Raw genomic sequence first — 16780 nt, forward strand, 5'->3', positions numbered from 1 at the left:
AACCTCGTGCTCGGCGGTTCGCCGCGGGTGGACGGCCCGGTCGCCGAACACGTCCGGATGCTGACCGGCCGCGATCCCGCGGTGCTGCCGCCGATCGTCGTGCAGCGCGACACGTTGCGCGTGATCGACGGCGAACACCGCGTGCGGGCGGGCGGTGCTGCGCGAGGACGAGCGGATCCGCGCGCGGGTGCTGTGCGAAGGCACCGAATCCGAGTGTTTCCTCTACGCGGTGCGGTCGAACATCGCGCACGGCCTTCCGCTGTCGCTGGAGAGCAGGCGGGCCGCGGCGGTGCGGATCGTGCGGGAATTCCCGGGCTGGTCGGACCACGTGGTAGCGGATCTGGCCGGGCTCTCGGACAAGACGGTGGGCGCGCTGCGGCGTTCGACCGCGGAAATTCCGGGGTCGAACACCGCGCGGGTCGGCCGCGACGGACGGGCGCGCCCGTTGTCCGCGGGCCGAGGGACGCCGCCAGGCCGGTGCGCTGCTGGCCGAGGAGCCCGGCCTGTCCCTGCGCGAGGTCGCCCGCCGCGCCGGGATCTCGCTCGGCACCGCGCACGACGTGCGGCGGCGGCTGGATTCCGGCCAGGATCCGGTTCCGGACCAGCGGCGTCCGCGCGCCGAGACCGTGCCGGAAGCCCCGCCGCGGGTGGATGCGGCGCTGTTGTTGCGCCAGCTCCGCACGGACCCGGCGCTGCGTTCGAGCGAACCCGGGCGAGTGCTGCTGCACCTGCTCAACCTGACCGGACAGGCGCTCGGGCGCCGGTCGGACATCCTCGGCGCGGTGCCGCCGCACTGCCTGCCCGCCGTGGCCGCGATGGCCGAGGCCTACGCGCGGGACCTGTCCGGGCTCGCCGAGCAGATCCGCGCGCGCTGCCGGATCCGCACTGAATGCCTTGCTGTGCCCCGCCGTCCGGAAAACCCCGGACAGCCCCTTCCGAACTCCCGCGGCGCCCGGACGCGGGACAAGACCGTGAAAGGTATGGAGAGCTGTGCCATCCTCGCACCCGGCCCCGGCCGCGGAAGAGATCTTCGACCTGCTGACCGAAATCGGCATCGACGCCGAAACCCTGGCCGAGGCGGACTCCTCGACCCGGCTCCGCGCGGACCTCGCGCTCAGCTCGGTCGAGACGACTGACCTGCAACTGGAGCTCACCGCCCGGTTCGGGCTCGCGGTGAACCTGTGGGACACCGAGGACTACACCCTCGGCCGGCTCGCCGAACTGGCCGGTGCGGCGGTGCCCCGATGACCGGGGTGACCGGAGAACGCGCGCGGCGGTACCGGGAATCCGGGCTGTGGAACGACGAACTCGTGGTGACGCCGATCCGCCGGCAGTTCGCCGAAGCGGCGGGCCGGTGTGCCGTGGTCGACGGTGCGCGCCGCCTCGGCTACGCGGAACTCGGCGACGCGGTGGGCGTCGCGCGGGACCGGCTCGCCGGGTTGGGCGTGCGTCCTGGCGATCGGATCGCGGTCGCGCTGACCAACTGCGCCGAGTACGTCGTGCTCGTGCTGGCGGCGCTTGAACTCGGTGCCGCGCCGGTGCTGATCCTGCCTGCCTTCCGGGAACACGAGCTGGACCACGTCGTCGCGGTGACCGGGCCGGTGCTGCTGGCGGTGGACGCGTCCGGCCGGCGCAAGGAAGCGCTGACTGTCGCCCGCCGGCTGCGAGAACGCCATGCCGGGCTGAAAAACCTGCTCGTGCGCGGTGCTGAGACCACCGGGGACGAGGTGGATCTCGCGCTGTTGTGCGAACCCGGCGAGGAGACGCCGAGCGCGTGGAAGCCCGCGGCGGCCCCGTCCGACCCGGCGGTGTTCCTGCTTTCCGGCGGCACCACCGGTCTGCCCAAGGCGATCGCGCGGACGCACGAGGGTTACGGCTGCATGATCCGGCACGCGATCACCGTGAACGCGATGACCCGGGACGCGGTGAACCTGGTCGTGATGCCCGCCGAACACGGCTTCGTGATGAACTGCCCGGGCATTCTCGGTGCGTTGTCCGTCGGGGCGACCGTGGTCCTGAGTTCGCCCGAATCTCCTTCGGGTGCTTTCGAAATCATCGAACGAGAGCGGGTCACGCACAGCACGCTGGTGCCCTCGGTCGCGCTGCGCTGGAGTGCCGAAGCGAAGCGGACCAGCCGCGAGCTGTCGTCCCTCCGCGTACTGCTGGTCGGCGGTTCCCGGCTCGCGCCAGGGACGGCTGACGAACTCCGCGCCGCACTCGGCGGCACCGTTCAGCAGTGCTACGGGATGAGCGAGGGGTTGCTCTGCTACACCCGCCTGGACGACCCGGACGACGTCATCCGCGACACCCAGGGAAGGCCGTTGCTGCCCGAGGATGAGATCCGGGTGGTCGCCGCCGACGGTTCGGACGTCGAGCCCGGCGAGGAAGGGGAACTGCTCACTCGCGGGCCCTACACCGTCGCCGGGTACTACGCCAATCCCGAAGCGACCGCCGAAGCGTTCACGCCGGACGGCTTCTACCGCACCGGCGATCTCGTGCGCGTCGATCCCGGCGGAAACCTGGAGATTCTCGGGCGGCTGCGGGACGTGATCAACCGCGGCGGCGAGAAGATCTCCGCGGAGGAACTGGAAGCGATGGTGCTGCGGCATCCCTCGATCGCCCAAGCGGCCGGGGTCGCCGTGCCGCACGAGATCCACGGCGAGACGGTCTGCCTCTGCGTGGTGCCCGCACCCGGCGCCGAGCGGCCCGGGCTGCGCGAGGTGCGGAAGTTCCTGGACGCCCAGGGCCTTGCCCGGTACAAGTTCCCCGAACACCTCGTCGTGCTCGACGCCCTTCCGCTGACCGGCACCGGCAAGGTCGACAAAGTGGCACTGCGCCGGGACGCGGCCGGGTTGCGCGACGCCGCGATGCTGAGCGGGGCGCGAGGATGACCGGTTCCGCGTGGATCAAACGGATTCCCGGCGAGGGCCCGGTCCGGCAGCAACTGGTCTGCCTTCCGCACGCCGGGGGCGGCGCGTCGGCGTTCCGGCCGTGGCGGCCGCTGCTTCCGCCGGAGGTCGAACTGCTGGCCGTGCAGTACCCGGGCCGGGAGGACCGGACCGGCGAGCCCGCGCTGACCGATCTGGCGGAACTGGCCGAAGCCGCGGCCGACGCGCTGGCCGAGGTGCTCGACGCGCCGTACACCGTGTTCGGCCACAGCATGGGCGCGCTGGTCGGGTACGAGCTGCTGAATGTGGTGCGGCAGAACGGTTTTCCGGCACCGCGCCGGCTGATCGTGTCCAGCCAGTTCCCACCCGGGCTGCTGCCGGACCGGGGCGTCCGCGATTTCGGGGACGAGGCCGTGCTGGACCTCGTCGACTGGCTGGCCGGCGGGGACCTCCGGCATCCGGGCCGATTCGCGGCTCAGCGCGTTCGTGGCCGGGCTCGTCCGCGCCGACTACGAGGCGGTCGAGACCTATCGGCCCGCGGCGGCGGAAATCACCGTCCCGGTCAATGCCTTCTGCGGGGCCGAGGATCCGGCGGTGAGCCCGGACGAGGTCGCGGGCTGGGCCGCGTGGTGCCGGGCCGGATTCGACCGGACTGTCTTTCCGGGCGGCCATTTCTACCTGCGCGAAGCGGCGGCGGAGACGGTCGCCGCGATCACCGGGATTCTTCGACGAGAGGACGTACTGGCATGAGTGCCGAGGAGCGGTTCGACGTGATCGTGATCGGCGGCGGTCCGATCGGCCTGTCCGCCGCGTGGCGGTCGGCGGTCGGCGGCGCGCGCGTGCTCGTCACCGACCGGTTCGGCTTCCTGAACGAGAGCTGCGGATCCAGCGGCGGCGAACGGCATTGGCGGGTGCAGTACACCCAGCCGGACATCTTCCGGCTCACGCTGGCGACCGCGCCGCTGTGGAAGGAACTGGAGGCCGACACCGGGCGCACGCTGGTGCACGAACTGGGCAGCCTGTGGTTCGGCGACACCCACGTGCCCACCAACGAGGGCCACATCGCCGACACCGCAGCGGCGATGGACGAGCTGTCCGTGCCCTACGAATGGTTGTCCGGCAAGGAAATCGAGCGCCGCTACGGATTCCGCAACCTGCCCGCCCATTTCGAGGGCTTCCTGCAGCCGAGCGGGGGAGCCATCGACGTGCGCGGCACGCTGGCCGCGCTGGTGCAGCAATGTCACCTGGGCGGCGTGCGGATGCAGTCGCCGGAACGGATTCTCGCGGTGGAGCCGGGGCCGGACGGCGTCGTGGTGCGCAGCGACCGGGCGACCTACCGCGCGGACAAAGTGGTGCTGGCGTCGAACGCGCACGTCAACGAGCTGATCCGGCCGTGGGGCGCGGGAGAACTGGACCTGCACACCTACGAGATGGCGCTGGTGACCTTGCGCGACCGGGGCGACGGCGTGCGCAGGCCGTTCTGGTTCGCCTTCCAGGAGCCGACCGCCGAGGACACCAACCTGTTCTACGGTTTCCCGCCCAATCCGTGGGCGAACGACGGGCTCGCCCGGCTCGGCCCGGACTTCGAGGTGGACGCGCTGGCCGACCCCGACCTCGCCACCGGCCGTCCGCAACCCGCGCACGTCGAGCGGGTGTCCGGCTGGGTGCGCGCGCATCTTCCCTGGCTGGACCCGGAACCGGTGTCGACCGGCACCTGTCTCGCGGTGCTGCCGGGCGATCCGCAGCGGCAGTTCTACCTCGGCACCGCCGAGGGCCTGGTCGACGGCGGCGAGAACGTCGTGGTCGCCGCGGGCGGCTGGGCGTTCAAGCTGGTCCCGCTGTTCGGCCGGATCTGCGCCGACCTGCTCTCCGACGACAAGACCGGGCACGACATCGCCCGGCACGCGTTGACCGGCCTCCGGGCCGCCGTCCAGTGAGTGCGGACCGGCGGATCGCCGTCGTCGGCATGGCGGGCCGGTTCCCCGGCGCGTCCAGCACGGCGGCGTTCTGGCGCAACCTTCGCGACGGGGTCGAATCCGTCGCGCCGCTCAGCGAAACCGAACTGCTCTCCGAAGGCGTGCCCGCCGACGAGATCGCGCACCCGGATTACGTGCCGGTGGCCGCGACGCTGGCGGAGCACGATCTGTTCGACGCCCGCTTCTTCGGCTTCGGCGCGCGCGAGGCGGCGCTACTGGACCCGCAGCACCGGGTGTTCCTCGAATGCGCCTGGCACGCGATGGAGGACGCGGGGATCCGGCCCGGCGACGCGACCGGCGGCGGAGTGTTCGCCTCGGCGGGAATGCCCGCGTACCTGATGTCGAACCTGCTCGACGGACGTCCGGTCGTGCTCGGCTCGGAGATCTTCGAACTGCAGATCCACAACGACAAGGACTACCTCGCCACCCGCATCGCGCACCGGCTCGGCCTGACCGGACCGGCGGTGAGCGTGCAGACCGCGTGCTCCGGCTCGCTCGTCGCGGTGCACCAGGCGGTGCGGGCGCTGCGCGCGGGCGAGTGCGAAATCGCGCTCGCCGGCGGGGTGTGCGTGCGGGTTCCGCACCGGGTCGGCTACCGCTGGGAACGCGGCATAGTGTTCTCGCGGGACGGGCACTGCCGTCCGTTCGACGCGGCGGCCTCCGGGACGGTGTTCGGGAACGGCGTCGGTGCCGTGGTGCTCAAACGGCTCGACGACGCGGTCGCGGCCGGGGACCGGGTGCTCGCGGTGCTCGCCGGATCGGCGGCGAACAACGACGGCGCGGGCAAGGTCGGCTTCACCGCGCCGAGCGCCGCCGGCCAGGAGGCAGTGGTGCGCGCCGCGCTGTCGGACGCGGACTTCGCACCGGACACGATCACCGCGGTGGAGGCGCACGGCACCGCGACCCCGATCGGCGACCCGATCGAAATCACCGCGCTGAGCCGGGCTTTCCGCACCTCGCGCACCGGGTTCTGCACGGTCGGCTCGGTGAAGGGCAACGTCGGGCACCTGGAGTCCGCGGCCGGGATCGCCGGGCTGATCAAGGCGATTCTCCAGCTCCAGCACGGGGTGCTGGCCCCGACGGCGCACTTCGCCGAGCCGAATCCGGCGATCGACTTCGCGAGCACGCCGTTCGTGGTGCGGACCGAGGCCCGGGAATGGGAGACCGGCGGGTCGCCGCGGCGGATCGGGGTCAGCGCGTTCGGCATCGGCGGGACCAACGCGCACGTCCTGCTCGAAGAAGCGGCCCGGCCGACGCCGACGCCGCCGGTTCGCCGTCCGCAAGTGCTGGTGCTGTCCGCGAAAACGAAGGAAGCGCTGGAGACGATGACCGGCGACCTGGCCGCGGTGCTTCGGGAACCAGACGCACCGGCTTTCGCGGACGTCGCTGCGACGTTGCGTCGTGGCCGCGAAACCTGGCGGTACCGGCGGGCGGTGGTGGTGACCGATTCGGCTGCCGCTCTCGCCGCGCCAGCGGCCGCGGCGTCGGCGAACAAGCCCCGCGTCGTGTGGATGTTCCCCGGGCAAGGCGCGCAGTATCCCGGCATGGGAGCGGAGTTCTATCGCGAACTGCCCGGTTATGCCGAGACTGTCGACGAATGCGTCCGGGAATTGACGCCGCGTCTCGGTGTCGACCTGCGGGAGCTGATGTTCTCGCCGGACACCGATCCGGCACGGCTGCGGGCGACTGAACTCGCGCAACCAGCGTTGTTCGTGACCTCCTACGCGCTCGCCAGCCAGCTGCTCGATTGGGATTGCCGCGCCGACGCCATGGTCGGCCACAGCCTGGGCGAACTGGTGGCAGCCTGCTTGTCGGGGGTGCTGTCGCTGCCGGACGCGCTGCGGTTCGTCGCGGAGCGAGGCCGGTTGATGGCGGAGCAGCCGCCGGGAGTGATGCTCGCCGTTTCCGCGGCGGAGGAGCGGATCAGCGGGTTGCTGTCCGGCGAAGTCACGGTCGCCGCGGTCAACGCGCCGGAGCTGTGCGTGCTGAGCGGGCCCGCGAAAGCGATCGAGAAATGCGCTGAAGTCCTTGCTGGGCAAGTGATCCAGCACAAACCGCTGCACACGTCGCACGCCTTCCACTCGGCGATGATGGACGGGGTCGTGCCGCGGCTGGCCGAATTCCTCGGCACGGCGCGGCTCAGCGAACCCGAGGTGCCGGTGTTCTCCGCGGTCACCGGTGCCTTGCTCACCGGCGAGCAGGCCGTCGATCCCGGGTATTGGGCGGCGCACGCGAGGGAACCGGTGCGCTTCGCCTCGGCTCTCGCCGGCGCGGCGGGCGGGCTGGTGCTGGAAGTCGGCCCCGGAGCCACGCTCGGCACGCTGGCGCGGGCGACGCTCGGCGACCGGGTCGCCGTGGCGCGCACTATGCCGCGCCCGAACGAAAACCGGCCCGAGCTGGAGGTGCTGCTGGGCGCGGTCAGCGCGCTCTGGCAGCGGGGCTGTCCGGTCGATCTGGAGGCGGTGCACGACGGGGCTGGTCAGACGGTCGCGTTGCCGGGGTACGCGTTCGCCCGGCAGCGGTACTGGATCGGGCGGCAGCCGGGCACGCCGGAACCGGCCGCAGTCCCGGCGGACGAAGCCGTTTCCCGGCCTGCCGAACTGAGCGGGAGCTTCGCCGCGCCGGACACCGAACTGCTCCGCCGGATCGTCGCGGTGTGGGAGGACGTCCTGCAGTACCGGCCGATCGGCGTGCACGACGATTTCTTCGAATTGGGCGGCCATTCGCTGCTCGCCGCGAAGCTGAGCGCCGGTCTCGCCGCCGCGCTCGGCCAAGAGATCTCGTTGCCGGACGTGATGGCGCGGCCCACCCCGGCCGCGTTCGCCGAGGCGCTGGAAAAGACCGTGCCCGCTGAGCCGAAGGAGTGAAGAGCGTGGTGCCCACGCGACGGTTCCCGAACTGGACCGCCCTGCCCGAACCGCACGGTTCGCTGTTCCGGGAAAGCGTTCCGCTCTCCCGGTTTCCCCGGCTGCGCGCCTTCCGGGCGGGGCTCGGCCTGACCCGGCTCGCCGAAGTGCCCGGACCGCCGGGCGAGGCCCGGGTGCTGGCCAAACACGAATACGAGAACCCGACCGGATCGGACGCGGACCGGGTGGCGTACGCGCTGGCCTGCCAGGCGATCGGGGCCTCCCCGGACGAACCGCGGTTCGTCGCCGCGGCCGGACCGGAGCTGGCTCGCGCGCTGAGCCACCTCTGCTCGCTGATCGGCGTGCCGCTGCGGCTGGCGCTCGCCGAGGAAGTGCCGCTCGGGCCGGACGGGGCCGTCGTGCGGGTCGACCGGGCCGATCCGGAAGGCGGGCCGCTCGCCGCGATCGCGCTGGCCGGGGAGATCGCGGAAGCCGAACCGGAGTGGATTCTCCTGGACGCGCATCGTGATCCGGTGTGCGTGGCGATGCACGAGTTCGTGACCGGACGCGAGATCATCGGCCAGCTCGACGGTCTCGTCCCGGCCGCGTGGGTGTGCGGCGCCGGCGCCGGCGGCTGCCTCGCCGGGGTGACCAGGGCGTTGCGCGCGGCGGGTGCGGACCCGGTCGTCACCGGGGTGACCGCCGCGGAGCTGCCGTACGGGTCGGCGGCCGCGCCGCGGTCCGGGCTGCCGGGATGGGCCGGGCTCGGCCACGGCTACCGGCAGCCGCTCGTGGAGGGCGAATTGCCGGACTTGGCAACGGAAAGCGTGAGTGCGGGCGAGGCCCGCGCCGGGGTCCGGGAATTCCGTGCCGCGACGGGTCGCGAGATCGGCCCGGCCTCGGCGGCGAACTGGCTCGTCGCCCGCGCGGTCGCCGCGAAGCTGCCGCCGGAGGACGTCGTCGTCACGATTTTTCCGGACGGCCCGCACGAGGTCACCGCAGTAGTCGACATCTGGGAAAAGACGAAGGGGAAGGGCTGAACGATGGTCACTGTCCGGTCCGTCAGCCCGGCGCCGCCGCGTCGTGCCGAGTCCGGGGCCGCCGCGGATTCGGGTCGCCTCGGGGCATTCGCACGGATGCGCGAAGACCTCCGCACGATCGTCGAACGGGATCCGTCGATCGACACTCTCGCCGAGGCGCTGGCCCATTCCACGCTGCCCGCGGTCTGGATCCATCGCGTCGCGCACGCGCTTTACCGGCGCGGGCACCGGATCGCCGCACGGCTGCTGACCAATCTCGCGCGGGTGCTCACCGGCGTCGAGATCCATCCCGGCGCGGTGATCGGCCGCCGGTTGTTCATCGACCACGGCACCGGGGTGATCATCGGGGAGACCGCGGTAGTCGGCCAAGACGTGACGCTGTACCAGCACGTGACACTCGGCGCGGTCGGCTGGTGGCGCGACAACAGAAGGGACGCGGGCGAACGACGGCATCCGGCGGTCGGCGACCGGGTCACCTTCGGGGCCGGTGCCACGGTGCTCGGCCCGGTCGAGGTCGGCGACGATTCGTTCGTGGGCGCGACCGCGCTCGTGGTCTCCGACGTGCCCGAGGGAAGCAAAGTGCTCGCCGTTCCGCGGACCGCGTAAGGAAGGCGACAAGAATCGGGCACCGGAAAAAAACCGCCGCGAAGGAATGTTCGCGCCACTCGTGAGGCAGCTCACCGGCGATGGTCAATTGTCGCGGCGCGGCCGGTCCGTTAGGATCGAGGCAAGACGTCGCGATCCGGCGGATGTGGGGGATTTCGTGCAGGCACGGTATCCGATACGGGTGGGCCATGTACCCGGTCCGGAAGGCAATGCGCTTATTCCCGCACGTGCGGGACGGGCGGGCCCGGTCGCCGCTCCGTCGGGTTCGCCGCGGCCGGGTTCCCGGCCGTCGGTTTCGCCTGCGGCCAAAGGAGTTCTCGGCGCGTGCCTGCGGCGGCTTTCCTGGTCGCCGGACCGGCTCGCCCGCGAGATCAACCGCAGGCTCGGATCGGGCACGATCAGCGCCAAGGCCCCTACCATTGGCTGCGCGGGGTCACGCCGCGCGATCCGCTGCCCGCGGTGGTCGCCACGATCCTTTCCGCTGAGCTGGGCGAGGAAATCGGACTCGCGAAGCTGTGGCCGGCGCTGGCGGCCCGCGACGTCCGCCCACCCGCCTCGGCTCCGGTCACGGTCGACCCGCTGATGATTCGGGCGCTGCGGGCGAGGGTCGACCAGTTGCTGGCCCTGGACGGCAAGCTGGACGACCGCGCGCTGCTTTCTTGGGCGGCGCAGGATTTGAGCTGGATCCGTCAGCTGAGCGAGGGGTCCGCCGCCCCGCCCGCCGAACGGGAACTGCGCCGGATGGCCGCCGACCTTTCCCGGGTGATCGGAAACGTTTCCCTGCGAATCGACGATTGCGCCGACGGATGCGATTTCCTGCTGGCCTCGATCGAAGAGTGCGAAGCCATCGTGTGAACGGTTTTTGAAGGCAATTCCTTCACCGCGTTCCCCGGCCGACGAGCAAGAACAGCAGATACGCCCCGCCGACGATCCCGGTCACCACTCCGACCGGGATTTCCGCGGCCGAACTCAGCGAACGCGCCAGCAGATCGGCCAGCATCAGCAACGCCGACCCCGTCAACGCCGACGCGGCGAGCGACGGCTCCCGGCTGCCAGCCAGCAGCCGGGCCAACGCCGGAGCAGTAAGTGCCACGAAGGCGACGGGCCCCACCGCCGCTGTGGCGGCCGACGCGAGCACCGTGGCCGCGACCGTCAGGAAGAAGCGAGTCTTTCCCACCGCGACACCGAGCGAGCGGGCGAGGTCGTCGCCGTGCCCGAGAAGCGCCAGCGGCCGCGCAAACGGCACCACGGCCAACGCGGCCGGAATCGTGAACCACAGCAACGACCCGAGTTCCGGCCAGGACCGGCCGTCGAGCGTCCCGGTGAGCCACACCAGCGCCGCCTGCGCCTGGGTCGCCTCGCCGACGGTCAGAAGCCAAGACACTCCGCCCGCCAGCAACGCCGCGATCGCGACGCCGATCAGGACGAGATTCCGCCCCCGCGCGACGGCCAGCAGGTGCACCACCCCGGCGGTGACCAGCCCGCCGACCAGCGCCGCCCCCGACACGGCCGCCCCCGTCCAGCCGAGCAGCAGCAACGCGGACACCGCGCCCGCGGCGGCCCCGGAGGTCGTGCCGAGCACGTCCGGACTGGCGAGCGGATTGCGGACGAGGGATTGCGCGATCGCACCCGCCAACCCGAAAGCCGCACCGGTCGTGAGGGCAAGCAGCAGCCGAGGAAGCCGGACGTCGAGGACGAAGAAAGAGGCCCGCGGCTCGGCGGTTCCGGTGAGCGCACGGAGGACGGACGAGGGAGGGACTGGGAAGTCGCCGTAGAGGAGTCCTGCGGTGAGGAGGCCGCCGACGAGGATGACGAGGGCTGGGAGGACGAGGCGGGTGGTTCGGTTCATGTCAGGTTCGTCGTGGGGTCGGTGCGCGGGGATCGCGCGCGGTGGATGGGCGGGGAGGTTGTGGTTGCGAAGCTTGGCGACGCGGTCGGGTGCGGTGCGCGGTGGATGGGTGGGGAGGTCGTGGTTTGCGGCGCCCGTTGGCGGCGGGGCGGGTGCGGCGCATGTCAGGTTTGTCGTGAGGTCGGAGCGCCGGAACCGCGCACGGTGGAAGGGCGGGGAGGTCGTGGTTGCGGTGCCTGCCGACAGCGACGCGGCCGGGTGCGGTGCACGGTCGATGGGTGGAGAAGTCGTGGTTGCGAGGCCTGGCCACCGCGAGGCGTGTAGCGCGGCGGGCGGTCCCTCATTGGCGTGATCGGCTCGACGCAGCTCAAACCGGCGAAAGCTTCCTGCGCCGGGCCAGCACGATCAGCACCGGCGTCCCGAGCACCGCGGTCACCACGCCCGCGGGCAGTTCGGCCGGTCCCGCCGCGAACCGGCCGAGGAGGTCGGCGAGCACCAGCAGCAGCGGGCCCAGCAGCACCGAATAGCGCAGCACCCAGCGCTGGTCCGGTCCCGTGATCAGCCGCGCCAGATGCGGCACCAGCAGTCCGAGGAAACCGATCGGCCCGGCGATCGCGGTGGAAACTCCGGACAGCACCACGACCACCGCGCCGGACAGCAGTTTCGCCGGGGCGGCTCGCTGCCCGAGCGAAATCGCGAGGTCCTCGCCCAGCGACTGCACGTTGAGCGCCCTGCCCAGCAGCAGGCCGCATCCGAGCGCGGGCACGAGCAGCGCCGTGCTGGCGAGGAGCACCGGGACCGGCCGTCCGGTCAGGGAACCGACCTGCCAGAACCGGAATTGGGCGAACGTGCCGCCGTCGGTCAGCAATACGGCGCTGATCGCGGAGGTGAGGATCGCGGTGAGTGCGGTTCCGGCGAGCAACAACGTCACCGGGCCGCGCGATCGGCGGGCGAGCAGGTGCACCACGGCCGCTGCGGTCGCTGCGCCGGCCAGGGCGAGCCCGGCGGTGGACGCTCCGGTCAGCGAACCCATCGTGGTCAAGCCGAGGACGATCGCCAGTGCCGCTCCGGCGTTGATGCCCAGGATTCCCGGATCTGCCAACGGGTTTCGCACCGAAGATTGCAGGATCGCGCCAGCCAGGCCGAGTCCCGCACCGGCAGCGAGTCCGACGAGCGTGCGCGGTAGCCGAAGCGTCCGCACCGCGAGTTCGTCCAGCCGTGCTGGGTCGTAGTGCAGCAGCGCGTCCAGGACCGTGCCGGGGAAAACAAAGGTGGCCCCGACGCAGACGCTGACCAGGGTGACGACCGCCAGCACTGCGAGTGCACCGAGCCATCCAGCGCCGAGCCGGGCCGTGCGGCTTCCGCGGTGCCGGTGTGGAGCGGGTATTCGCTGAGCTTGCGCCATGTTCATCCCCGGAGAAAGCGAGCGGCTTCTCCGTTCGCAGGAGCCGGATTATGGTTAGGAAACCTAATTCCGGCAAGTGTCCGACTGGGACGGGCGAACACTTTCTCCCTGCGGCACAGGAGGTTCGATGGCGAAGGGTGCGGGAAAGGCCGCCCGGCGGACCGTGCTCTTCGGCGGGTTCGCCGCGACAGCCGCAGTGGTCGCACCGCGGCTGATGCACGGTTCCGCGGATGCCGGTCCGGTCCGGCAGGTGCCTCCGGGGCCGTGGACGGTTACCGACGACGCCGGGCTGCGGCTGGAATTTCCTTCGGTGCCAAGAAGAATCATCGCCTACGTCACAGTGGCCAGCACGCTGCGCGACTACGGCCTCGACGTGGCCGGAGTCTATGGCGGAGTTCTGGCGCAGGGCCGCAAACTCGACCGCGCGATCCTGGGACATGTCGACCGCGCTGAGGTGGTGGGCTCCGCGTGGGGCCAGCTGAACGTGGAGCGAGCGGGCGCGCTCCACCCGGACCTGGTGCTGGACTCCTTGCAGTACGGGCTTTCCCAGCTCGAGCCGGGAGTGGGGGCGCAGGTGCGGAAGTTCTGTCCGGTGGCGTCCTTCGAAAGTTATGGGGCTGAGCTGCCGGATTCTCTGCGCAGGTTCGGCGAGCTGGCCGCTTCGCTCGGCGCGTCCGGGGTCGCGTCGCACCGGGCGCAGTACCTGCGGGCGAGGGCTGAACTGCGGGCGGTGGCGCGGCAAGCTCCTCGGGTGTTGTTCGTTTCGATCGACCCGGATGGGATCCGGATCGCCCGCACGGGATGGCCGTTGCTGCGGGAGTACCTCGCGCTCGGAGTGCCCGCGGTGCTGCCGCCCGGCGGCAAATACGCGCTGAAACTGTCCTGGGAGAACTCGTTGCGCTACCCGGCGGACGTGCTCATGGTGGACGCCCGCACCACGAGCCTGCAGCTCGCGGACGTCGCCGGGCATCCGTTCTGGCAGCGGCAGGAAGCCGTGCGGGCGGGACGGGTGCATGCGTGGCAACCGGAACCGCCGCTGAGCTACCGCGCGGCGGCTGTGCAGCTGGCGGGACTGACCCGCGCTCTCGTGCGCTGAAGTGTTCAGCCTTGGCAGTGGGAAAACGTTGATACGCAGGGGAAAACGGCTACAGTTCGACGCGGTTTCCGAGGCGAGAAAGAGGAGTCATGACGAACGCCTACCAGGACGTGATCGACCTGACGATCGGCGAGCCGCTGGACGAGATGTTCGACGAGCGGCTGGCCCTGGAACAGTTCCCGGCGTTGAAGGAATTCCGGGACCGGCTCGGGCATTCCCGGCTCGTCGAGGTCCCCGGGCCGGACGGCGGAGCGAAGATCTTCGCCAAGTACGAGTTCGAGAACCCGTTCGGCTCGGTCAAGGACCGCACCGCGTACTCGCTGCTGTGCGGTGCCGTGAACGCCAACGCCGACCGCCTGGACGGACTGCGCATCGTCGCCGGTTCGGGCGGCAACATGGCGCGGGCGCTGGCGCACCTCGGGAAACTGGCCGGAATCCCGATCAAGGTCGTGCTGCCGAGTTCGATGGCCGAGAGCGTCGTCGAGGAGATCCGCGGCACCGGAGCCTCGGTCGAGTTCTCCCGCGGTTCGGAGTTCGTGCTGGGATTCCTCAAGCTCTCCAAGGAAATCGCCGACGCCGACCCGCGCTGGACGATGGTCGCGCAGCACCGCGACGCACACAACTTCGCGGTGAACCAGTTCCTCACCGGCCAGGAAATCATCACCCAGCTAGCCGGACGCCGCCCGTCCGCGTGGACAGCCGCGGTCGGCAGCGGCGCCACCCTGGGCGGAGTCGCCCGCGCACTGCGCAAGGAGTACGGCGAACTCGACGTCGTCGCGGTGACCCCGGCGGAACTCCCCTTCGGCACCACGAGCCCGCCGAACGAAATCTCCAAGTTCCCGGGCGCCGGCGGCCTAGGCTACGGCATGCACCAGCGCTTCGTCAGCGGTCTGATCCCGGGAGTCCGGCACCAGACCGTCTCCTACCCCGAGGTCCTCCGCAGCATGCGCGACTTCCGCGACGCCACCGGCACCGCAATCGGCGGCTCCGCGGCGGCCAACTGGCTCACCGCCCGCCGCTTGGCCGCTACCCGCACCCCGGACGAAACCGTGGTGACGTTGTTCGCCGACTCCGGCACCGCGGAGGACTGGAAGAACGCCAACCGCCTTTGAGGTTTGCCGATCCCGGTCTTGCGGTGGTGCTGTCCTTGGACCCGCGTTCAGCTGCGTCGTTGCAGGGCGTGGGCCCTAAGCCTCGATCCGCAGATCCACTGTGGCAGTGATCCTTGGCTCGAGTTGATCAAGAAGCGCGGTCTGGCGGTGTGCGAGAGTCGCTGGTCTGTCCAGCTCTTCCACTGATCGGGGAGTGTGGCCGGGTGTCGGCGGGGGTGGGTCAGGCCGCGGCGGGCGGGCCGTTCCTGGTGGCGTGCCCGACGGTGTGGTCCCACAGCCGCAGCCATGCGGGCGCCCAGGTCACGGGCGGCCGCGAACAGGGCATCGGCGTCGCTGCGCCCGCTCCAGTAGGACTCGATCGCTTTCTTCAGCTCCCGCTGGGCACCCTGGCGGGGATAGCCGTACACGGCGGCACGGCTGGTCGGAGTGGTCTGGGTCACGGGGGCTCTCCTTCGCGAGTCCGCGTGAACCTGCGGGAGGGCATCCGAACCGGTGACCGGCAACCGGCCCCGATTCCGGCGACGACCCAACCCGCGAGGTCACGGCCTGCACCCCGCGGTTGCCGAGTGCACAGCGGGCAGGTCTTCGGACTCGCGGGCATTCCGGCGTGCGCCAGGTCCCTACTGGCCGTCGCTTCCCAAGCCCGACCGGGCTCAGTGCTGTCTCCGGGGAGACTGACAGCGGTCGTTCCTGCTCACCGCTGCGGGGCAGTCCCGGATTCGCACCGGGTTCCCTCTTGCCTCGATCCCCGCCATGGCACTCACGGGGATCGAACCAGCTGCGTCACCACTCTAGCCGCCCACATTCTCCCTTTCCTCCCCGCGTGCCATTGCCCGCGCGATCACGAGCGGGCAATGGCACGCTGCGGTTTGCCGTTGTAGGTGCTCGACGGGCGGATCAGGCTGTTGGCGGCGAGCTGTTCGGTGATGTGCGCGGTCCAGCCGGTGATCCGCGCGGCGACGAAGATCGGCGTGAACACCGGGGTATCGAATCCCATCAAGTGGTACGCAGGGCCCGCCGGGTAATCCAGGTTCGGGTGCAGCCCCTTCGCCGTGTACATCGCCTGAGCGAGTGCTTCGTAGAGGTCGAGCATGCGTGTCCATCGCGGTGTTCCGAGACCTCCTGCAAGGCCTGGCGCATGGTCGGGACGCGTGAATCGCCCTTCTTATACACGCGGTGGCCGAAGCCCATGATCTTGCGTTTGTCGGCGAGTGCCTGTGCCAGCCAGGCTTCCGCGTTGCCTGCGGTACCGATCTCCTCGAACGTCGCCATCACGGCTTCGTTCGCGCCGCCGTGCAACGGTCCCTTCACCGCACCGATCGCCGCGGTCACCGCGCTGTAGAGATCCGACAGCGTCGAGGTGACCACCCGCGACGTAAACGTGGAGGCGTTGAAGCTGTGCTCGGCGTAGAGAATCAGGGACGTCTCGAAAGCCCGCACGAGCACCGGCTCGGGAACCTGGCCGAGGGTCAGGTACAGGAAGTTCTCCGCGTAGCCGAGGTCCTCTCGGGGAGGAAGCGGCAGCAGACCGTGCCGGCGGCGCTGGGTCATCGCGACGACCGAGGGCAGCACCGCGAACAACCTCAGTGCCTTGGCACGGTTGGCTTCAGGCGAGTTGTCGTCCTCGGCCGGATCGTTCGCGCCGAGGATGCTGACGGCCGTGCGCAGGGTGTCCATCGGATGCGCAGTTTCGGGCAGGCTGAGCAACGTCATCACCAGGTCGGCCGGCAGGCCGCGCTGCGCCCGTTCGGCTTCGTTCTGCGCGGCCAGTTCGGCCGGGGTGGGCAACTCGCCGTGCCAGAGCAGGTAGGCGACCTCCTCGAAGCTGCAGTGCGCGGCGAGGTCCTGGACCGGATAACCGCGGTAGGTCAGCGAGTTGGTGTCGGGGTTGACCATAGACACCTCGGTGGTGTCGACGACGACTCCGGCGAGTCCTTTGTGGATGGTTGGTGCGGACATCGG

Annotated in this window: 15 protein-coding genes and 1 riboswitch; of the genes, 9 read left to right on the plus strand and 6 right to left on the minus strand. The window is 70.9% G+C overall.

Annotated elements, in window-relative coordinates; all coding sequences use genetic code 11:
- Nucleotides 1–204, minus strand: a 204-nt coding sequence (locus tag DMP23_RS46815) for a hypothetical protein (protein WP_337825140.1), incomplete at its 3' end; no start/stop codon positions are given.
- Between the two features lie 786 nt (nt 205–990).
- Here DMP23_RS46815 and DMP23_RS46820 point away from each other — a divergent pair.
- From DMP23_RS46820 to DMP23_RS46850, 7 genes are all read left to right on the plus strand, one after another.
- Nucleotides 991–1248, plus strand: coding sequence for a hypothetical protein (locus tag DMP23_RS46820; protein ID WP_051729097.1), 258 nt, complete (start codon nt 991–993; stop codon nt 1246–1248).
- Complete coding sequence (locus DMP23_RS46825) at nt 1245–2891, plus strand: (2,3-dihydroxybenzoyl)adenylate synthase (RefSeq protein ID WP_337820785.1); 1647 nt, start codon at nt 1245–1247, stop codon at nt 2889–2891. Before DMP23_RS46820 ends, DMP23_RS46825 begins: the two co-directional genes overlap by 4 nt.
- Nucleotides 2888–4825, plus strand: coding sequence for an FAD-dependent oxidoreductase (locus tag DMP23_RS46830; protein ID WP_337825141.1), 1938 nt, complete (start codon nt 2888–2890; stop codon nt 4823–4825). The genes DMP23_RS46825 and DMP23_RS46830 overlap by 4 nt, the downstream gene beginning before the upstream one ends.
- Nucleotides 4822–7731, plus strand: coding sequence for a type I polyketide synthase (locus DMP23_RS46835; protein WP_337820782.1), 2910 nt, complete (start codon nt 4822–4824; stop codon nt 7729–7731). The genes DMP23_RS46830 and DMP23_RS46835 overlap by 4 nt, the downstream gene beginning before the upstream one ends.
- 8 nt (nt 7732–7739) lie before the next feature.
- On the plus strand, nt 7740–8750 hold the full coding sequence (locus tag DMP23_RS46840) for a pyridoxal-phosphate dependent enzyme (RefSeq protein ID WP_337820781.1): 1011 nt from the start codon (nt 7740–7742) through the stop codon (nt 8748–8750).
- A gap of 96 nt (nt 8751–8846) precedes the next feature.
- Entirely contained in the window at nt 8847–9356 is a 510-nt protein-coding gene (gene epsC / locus DMP23_RS46845; RefSeq protein WP_337820780.1) for a serine O-acetyltransferase EpsC, read from the plus strand.
- A gap of 324 nt (nt 9357–9680) precedes the next feature.
- On the plus strand, nt 9681–10211 hold the full coding sequence (locus DMP23_RS46850; protein WP_337825142.1) for a hypothetical protein: 531 nt from the start codon (nt 9681–9683) through the stop codon (nt 10209–10211).
- A gap of 22 nt (nt 10212–10233) precedes the next feature.
- Here DMP23_RS46850 and DMP23_RS46855 read toward each other — a convergent pair whose 3' ends face one another.
- Together DMP23_RS46855 and DMP23_RS46860 are read right to left on the minus strand one after the other, a co-directional pair.
- On the minus strand, nt 10234–11205 hold the full coding sequence (locus tag DMP23_RS46855; protein WP_337825143.1) for a FecCD family ABC transporter permease: 972 nt from the start codon (nt 11203–11205) through the stop codon (nt 10234–10236).
- Between the two features lie 367 nt (nt 11206–11572).
- The gene (locus tag DMP23_RS46860) at nt 11573–12520 is read right to left on the minus strand and encodes a FecCD family ABC transporter permease (RefSeq protein WP_337825144.1); all 948 of its coding nucleotides are present in this window, start codon (nt 12518–12520) and stop codon (nt 11573–11575) included.
- A 217-nt stretch (nt 12521–12737) separates the two neighbouring features.
- Here DMP23_RS46860 and DMP23_RS46865 point away from each other — a divergent pair, with 217 nt between their 5' ends.
- A complete protein-coding gene (locus tag DMP23_RS46865) occupies nt 12738–13706 on the plus strand; it encodes an ABC transporter substrate-binding protein (RefSeq protein ID WP_337825145.1) in 969 nt (322 codons plus the stop codon).
- 89 nt (nt 13707–13795) lie between these two features.
- Nucleotides 13796–14818 (plus strand): pyridoxal-phosphate dependent enzyme, encoded by a 1023-nt coding sequence (locus DMP23_RS46870; RefSeq protein ID WP_337825146.1) that lies wholly within the window; start codon nt 13796–13798, stop codon nt 14816–14818.
- A gap of 47 nt (nt 14819–14865) precedes the next feature.
- Here the strand turns inward: DMP23_RS46870 and DMP23_RS46875 are convergent, their stop codons facing one another.
- From DMP23_RS46875 to DMP23_RS46885, 3 genes are all read right to left on the minus strand, one after another.
- Nucleotides 14866–15258: a hypothetical protein gene (locus tag DMP23_RS46875; RefSeq protein ID WP_337825147.1), complete on the minus strand. Its 393-nt coding sequence runs from the start codon at nt 15256–15258 to the stop codon at nt 14866–14868.
- A 119-nt stretch (nt 15259–15377) separates the two neighbouring features.
- Nucleotides 15378–15612, minus strand: a riboswitch (cobalamin riboswitch).
- A gap of 47 nt (nt 15613–15659) precedes the next feature.
- Nucleotides 15660–15911: a citrate/2-methylcitrate synthase gene (locus tag DMP23_RS46880; protein ID WP_337825148.1), complete on the minus strand. Its 252-nt coding sequence runs from the start codon at nt 15909–15911 to the stop codon at nt 15660–15662.
- Entirely contained in the window at nt 15815–16777 is a 963-nt protein-coding gene (locus DMP23_RS46885) for a citrate/2-methylcitrate synthase (protein ID WP_337825149.1), read from the minus strand. The genes DMP23_RS46880 and DMP23_RS46885 overlap by 97 nt, the downstream gene beginning before the upstream one ends.
- Nucleotides 16778–16780: the final 3 nt, after the last annotated feature.

The organism is Amycolatopsis sp. A1MSW2902 (assembly GCF_017312175.1).
GTDB lineage: Bacteria > Actinomycetota > Actinomycetes > Mycobacteriales > Pseudonocardiaceae > Amycolatopsis > Amycolatopsis nivea.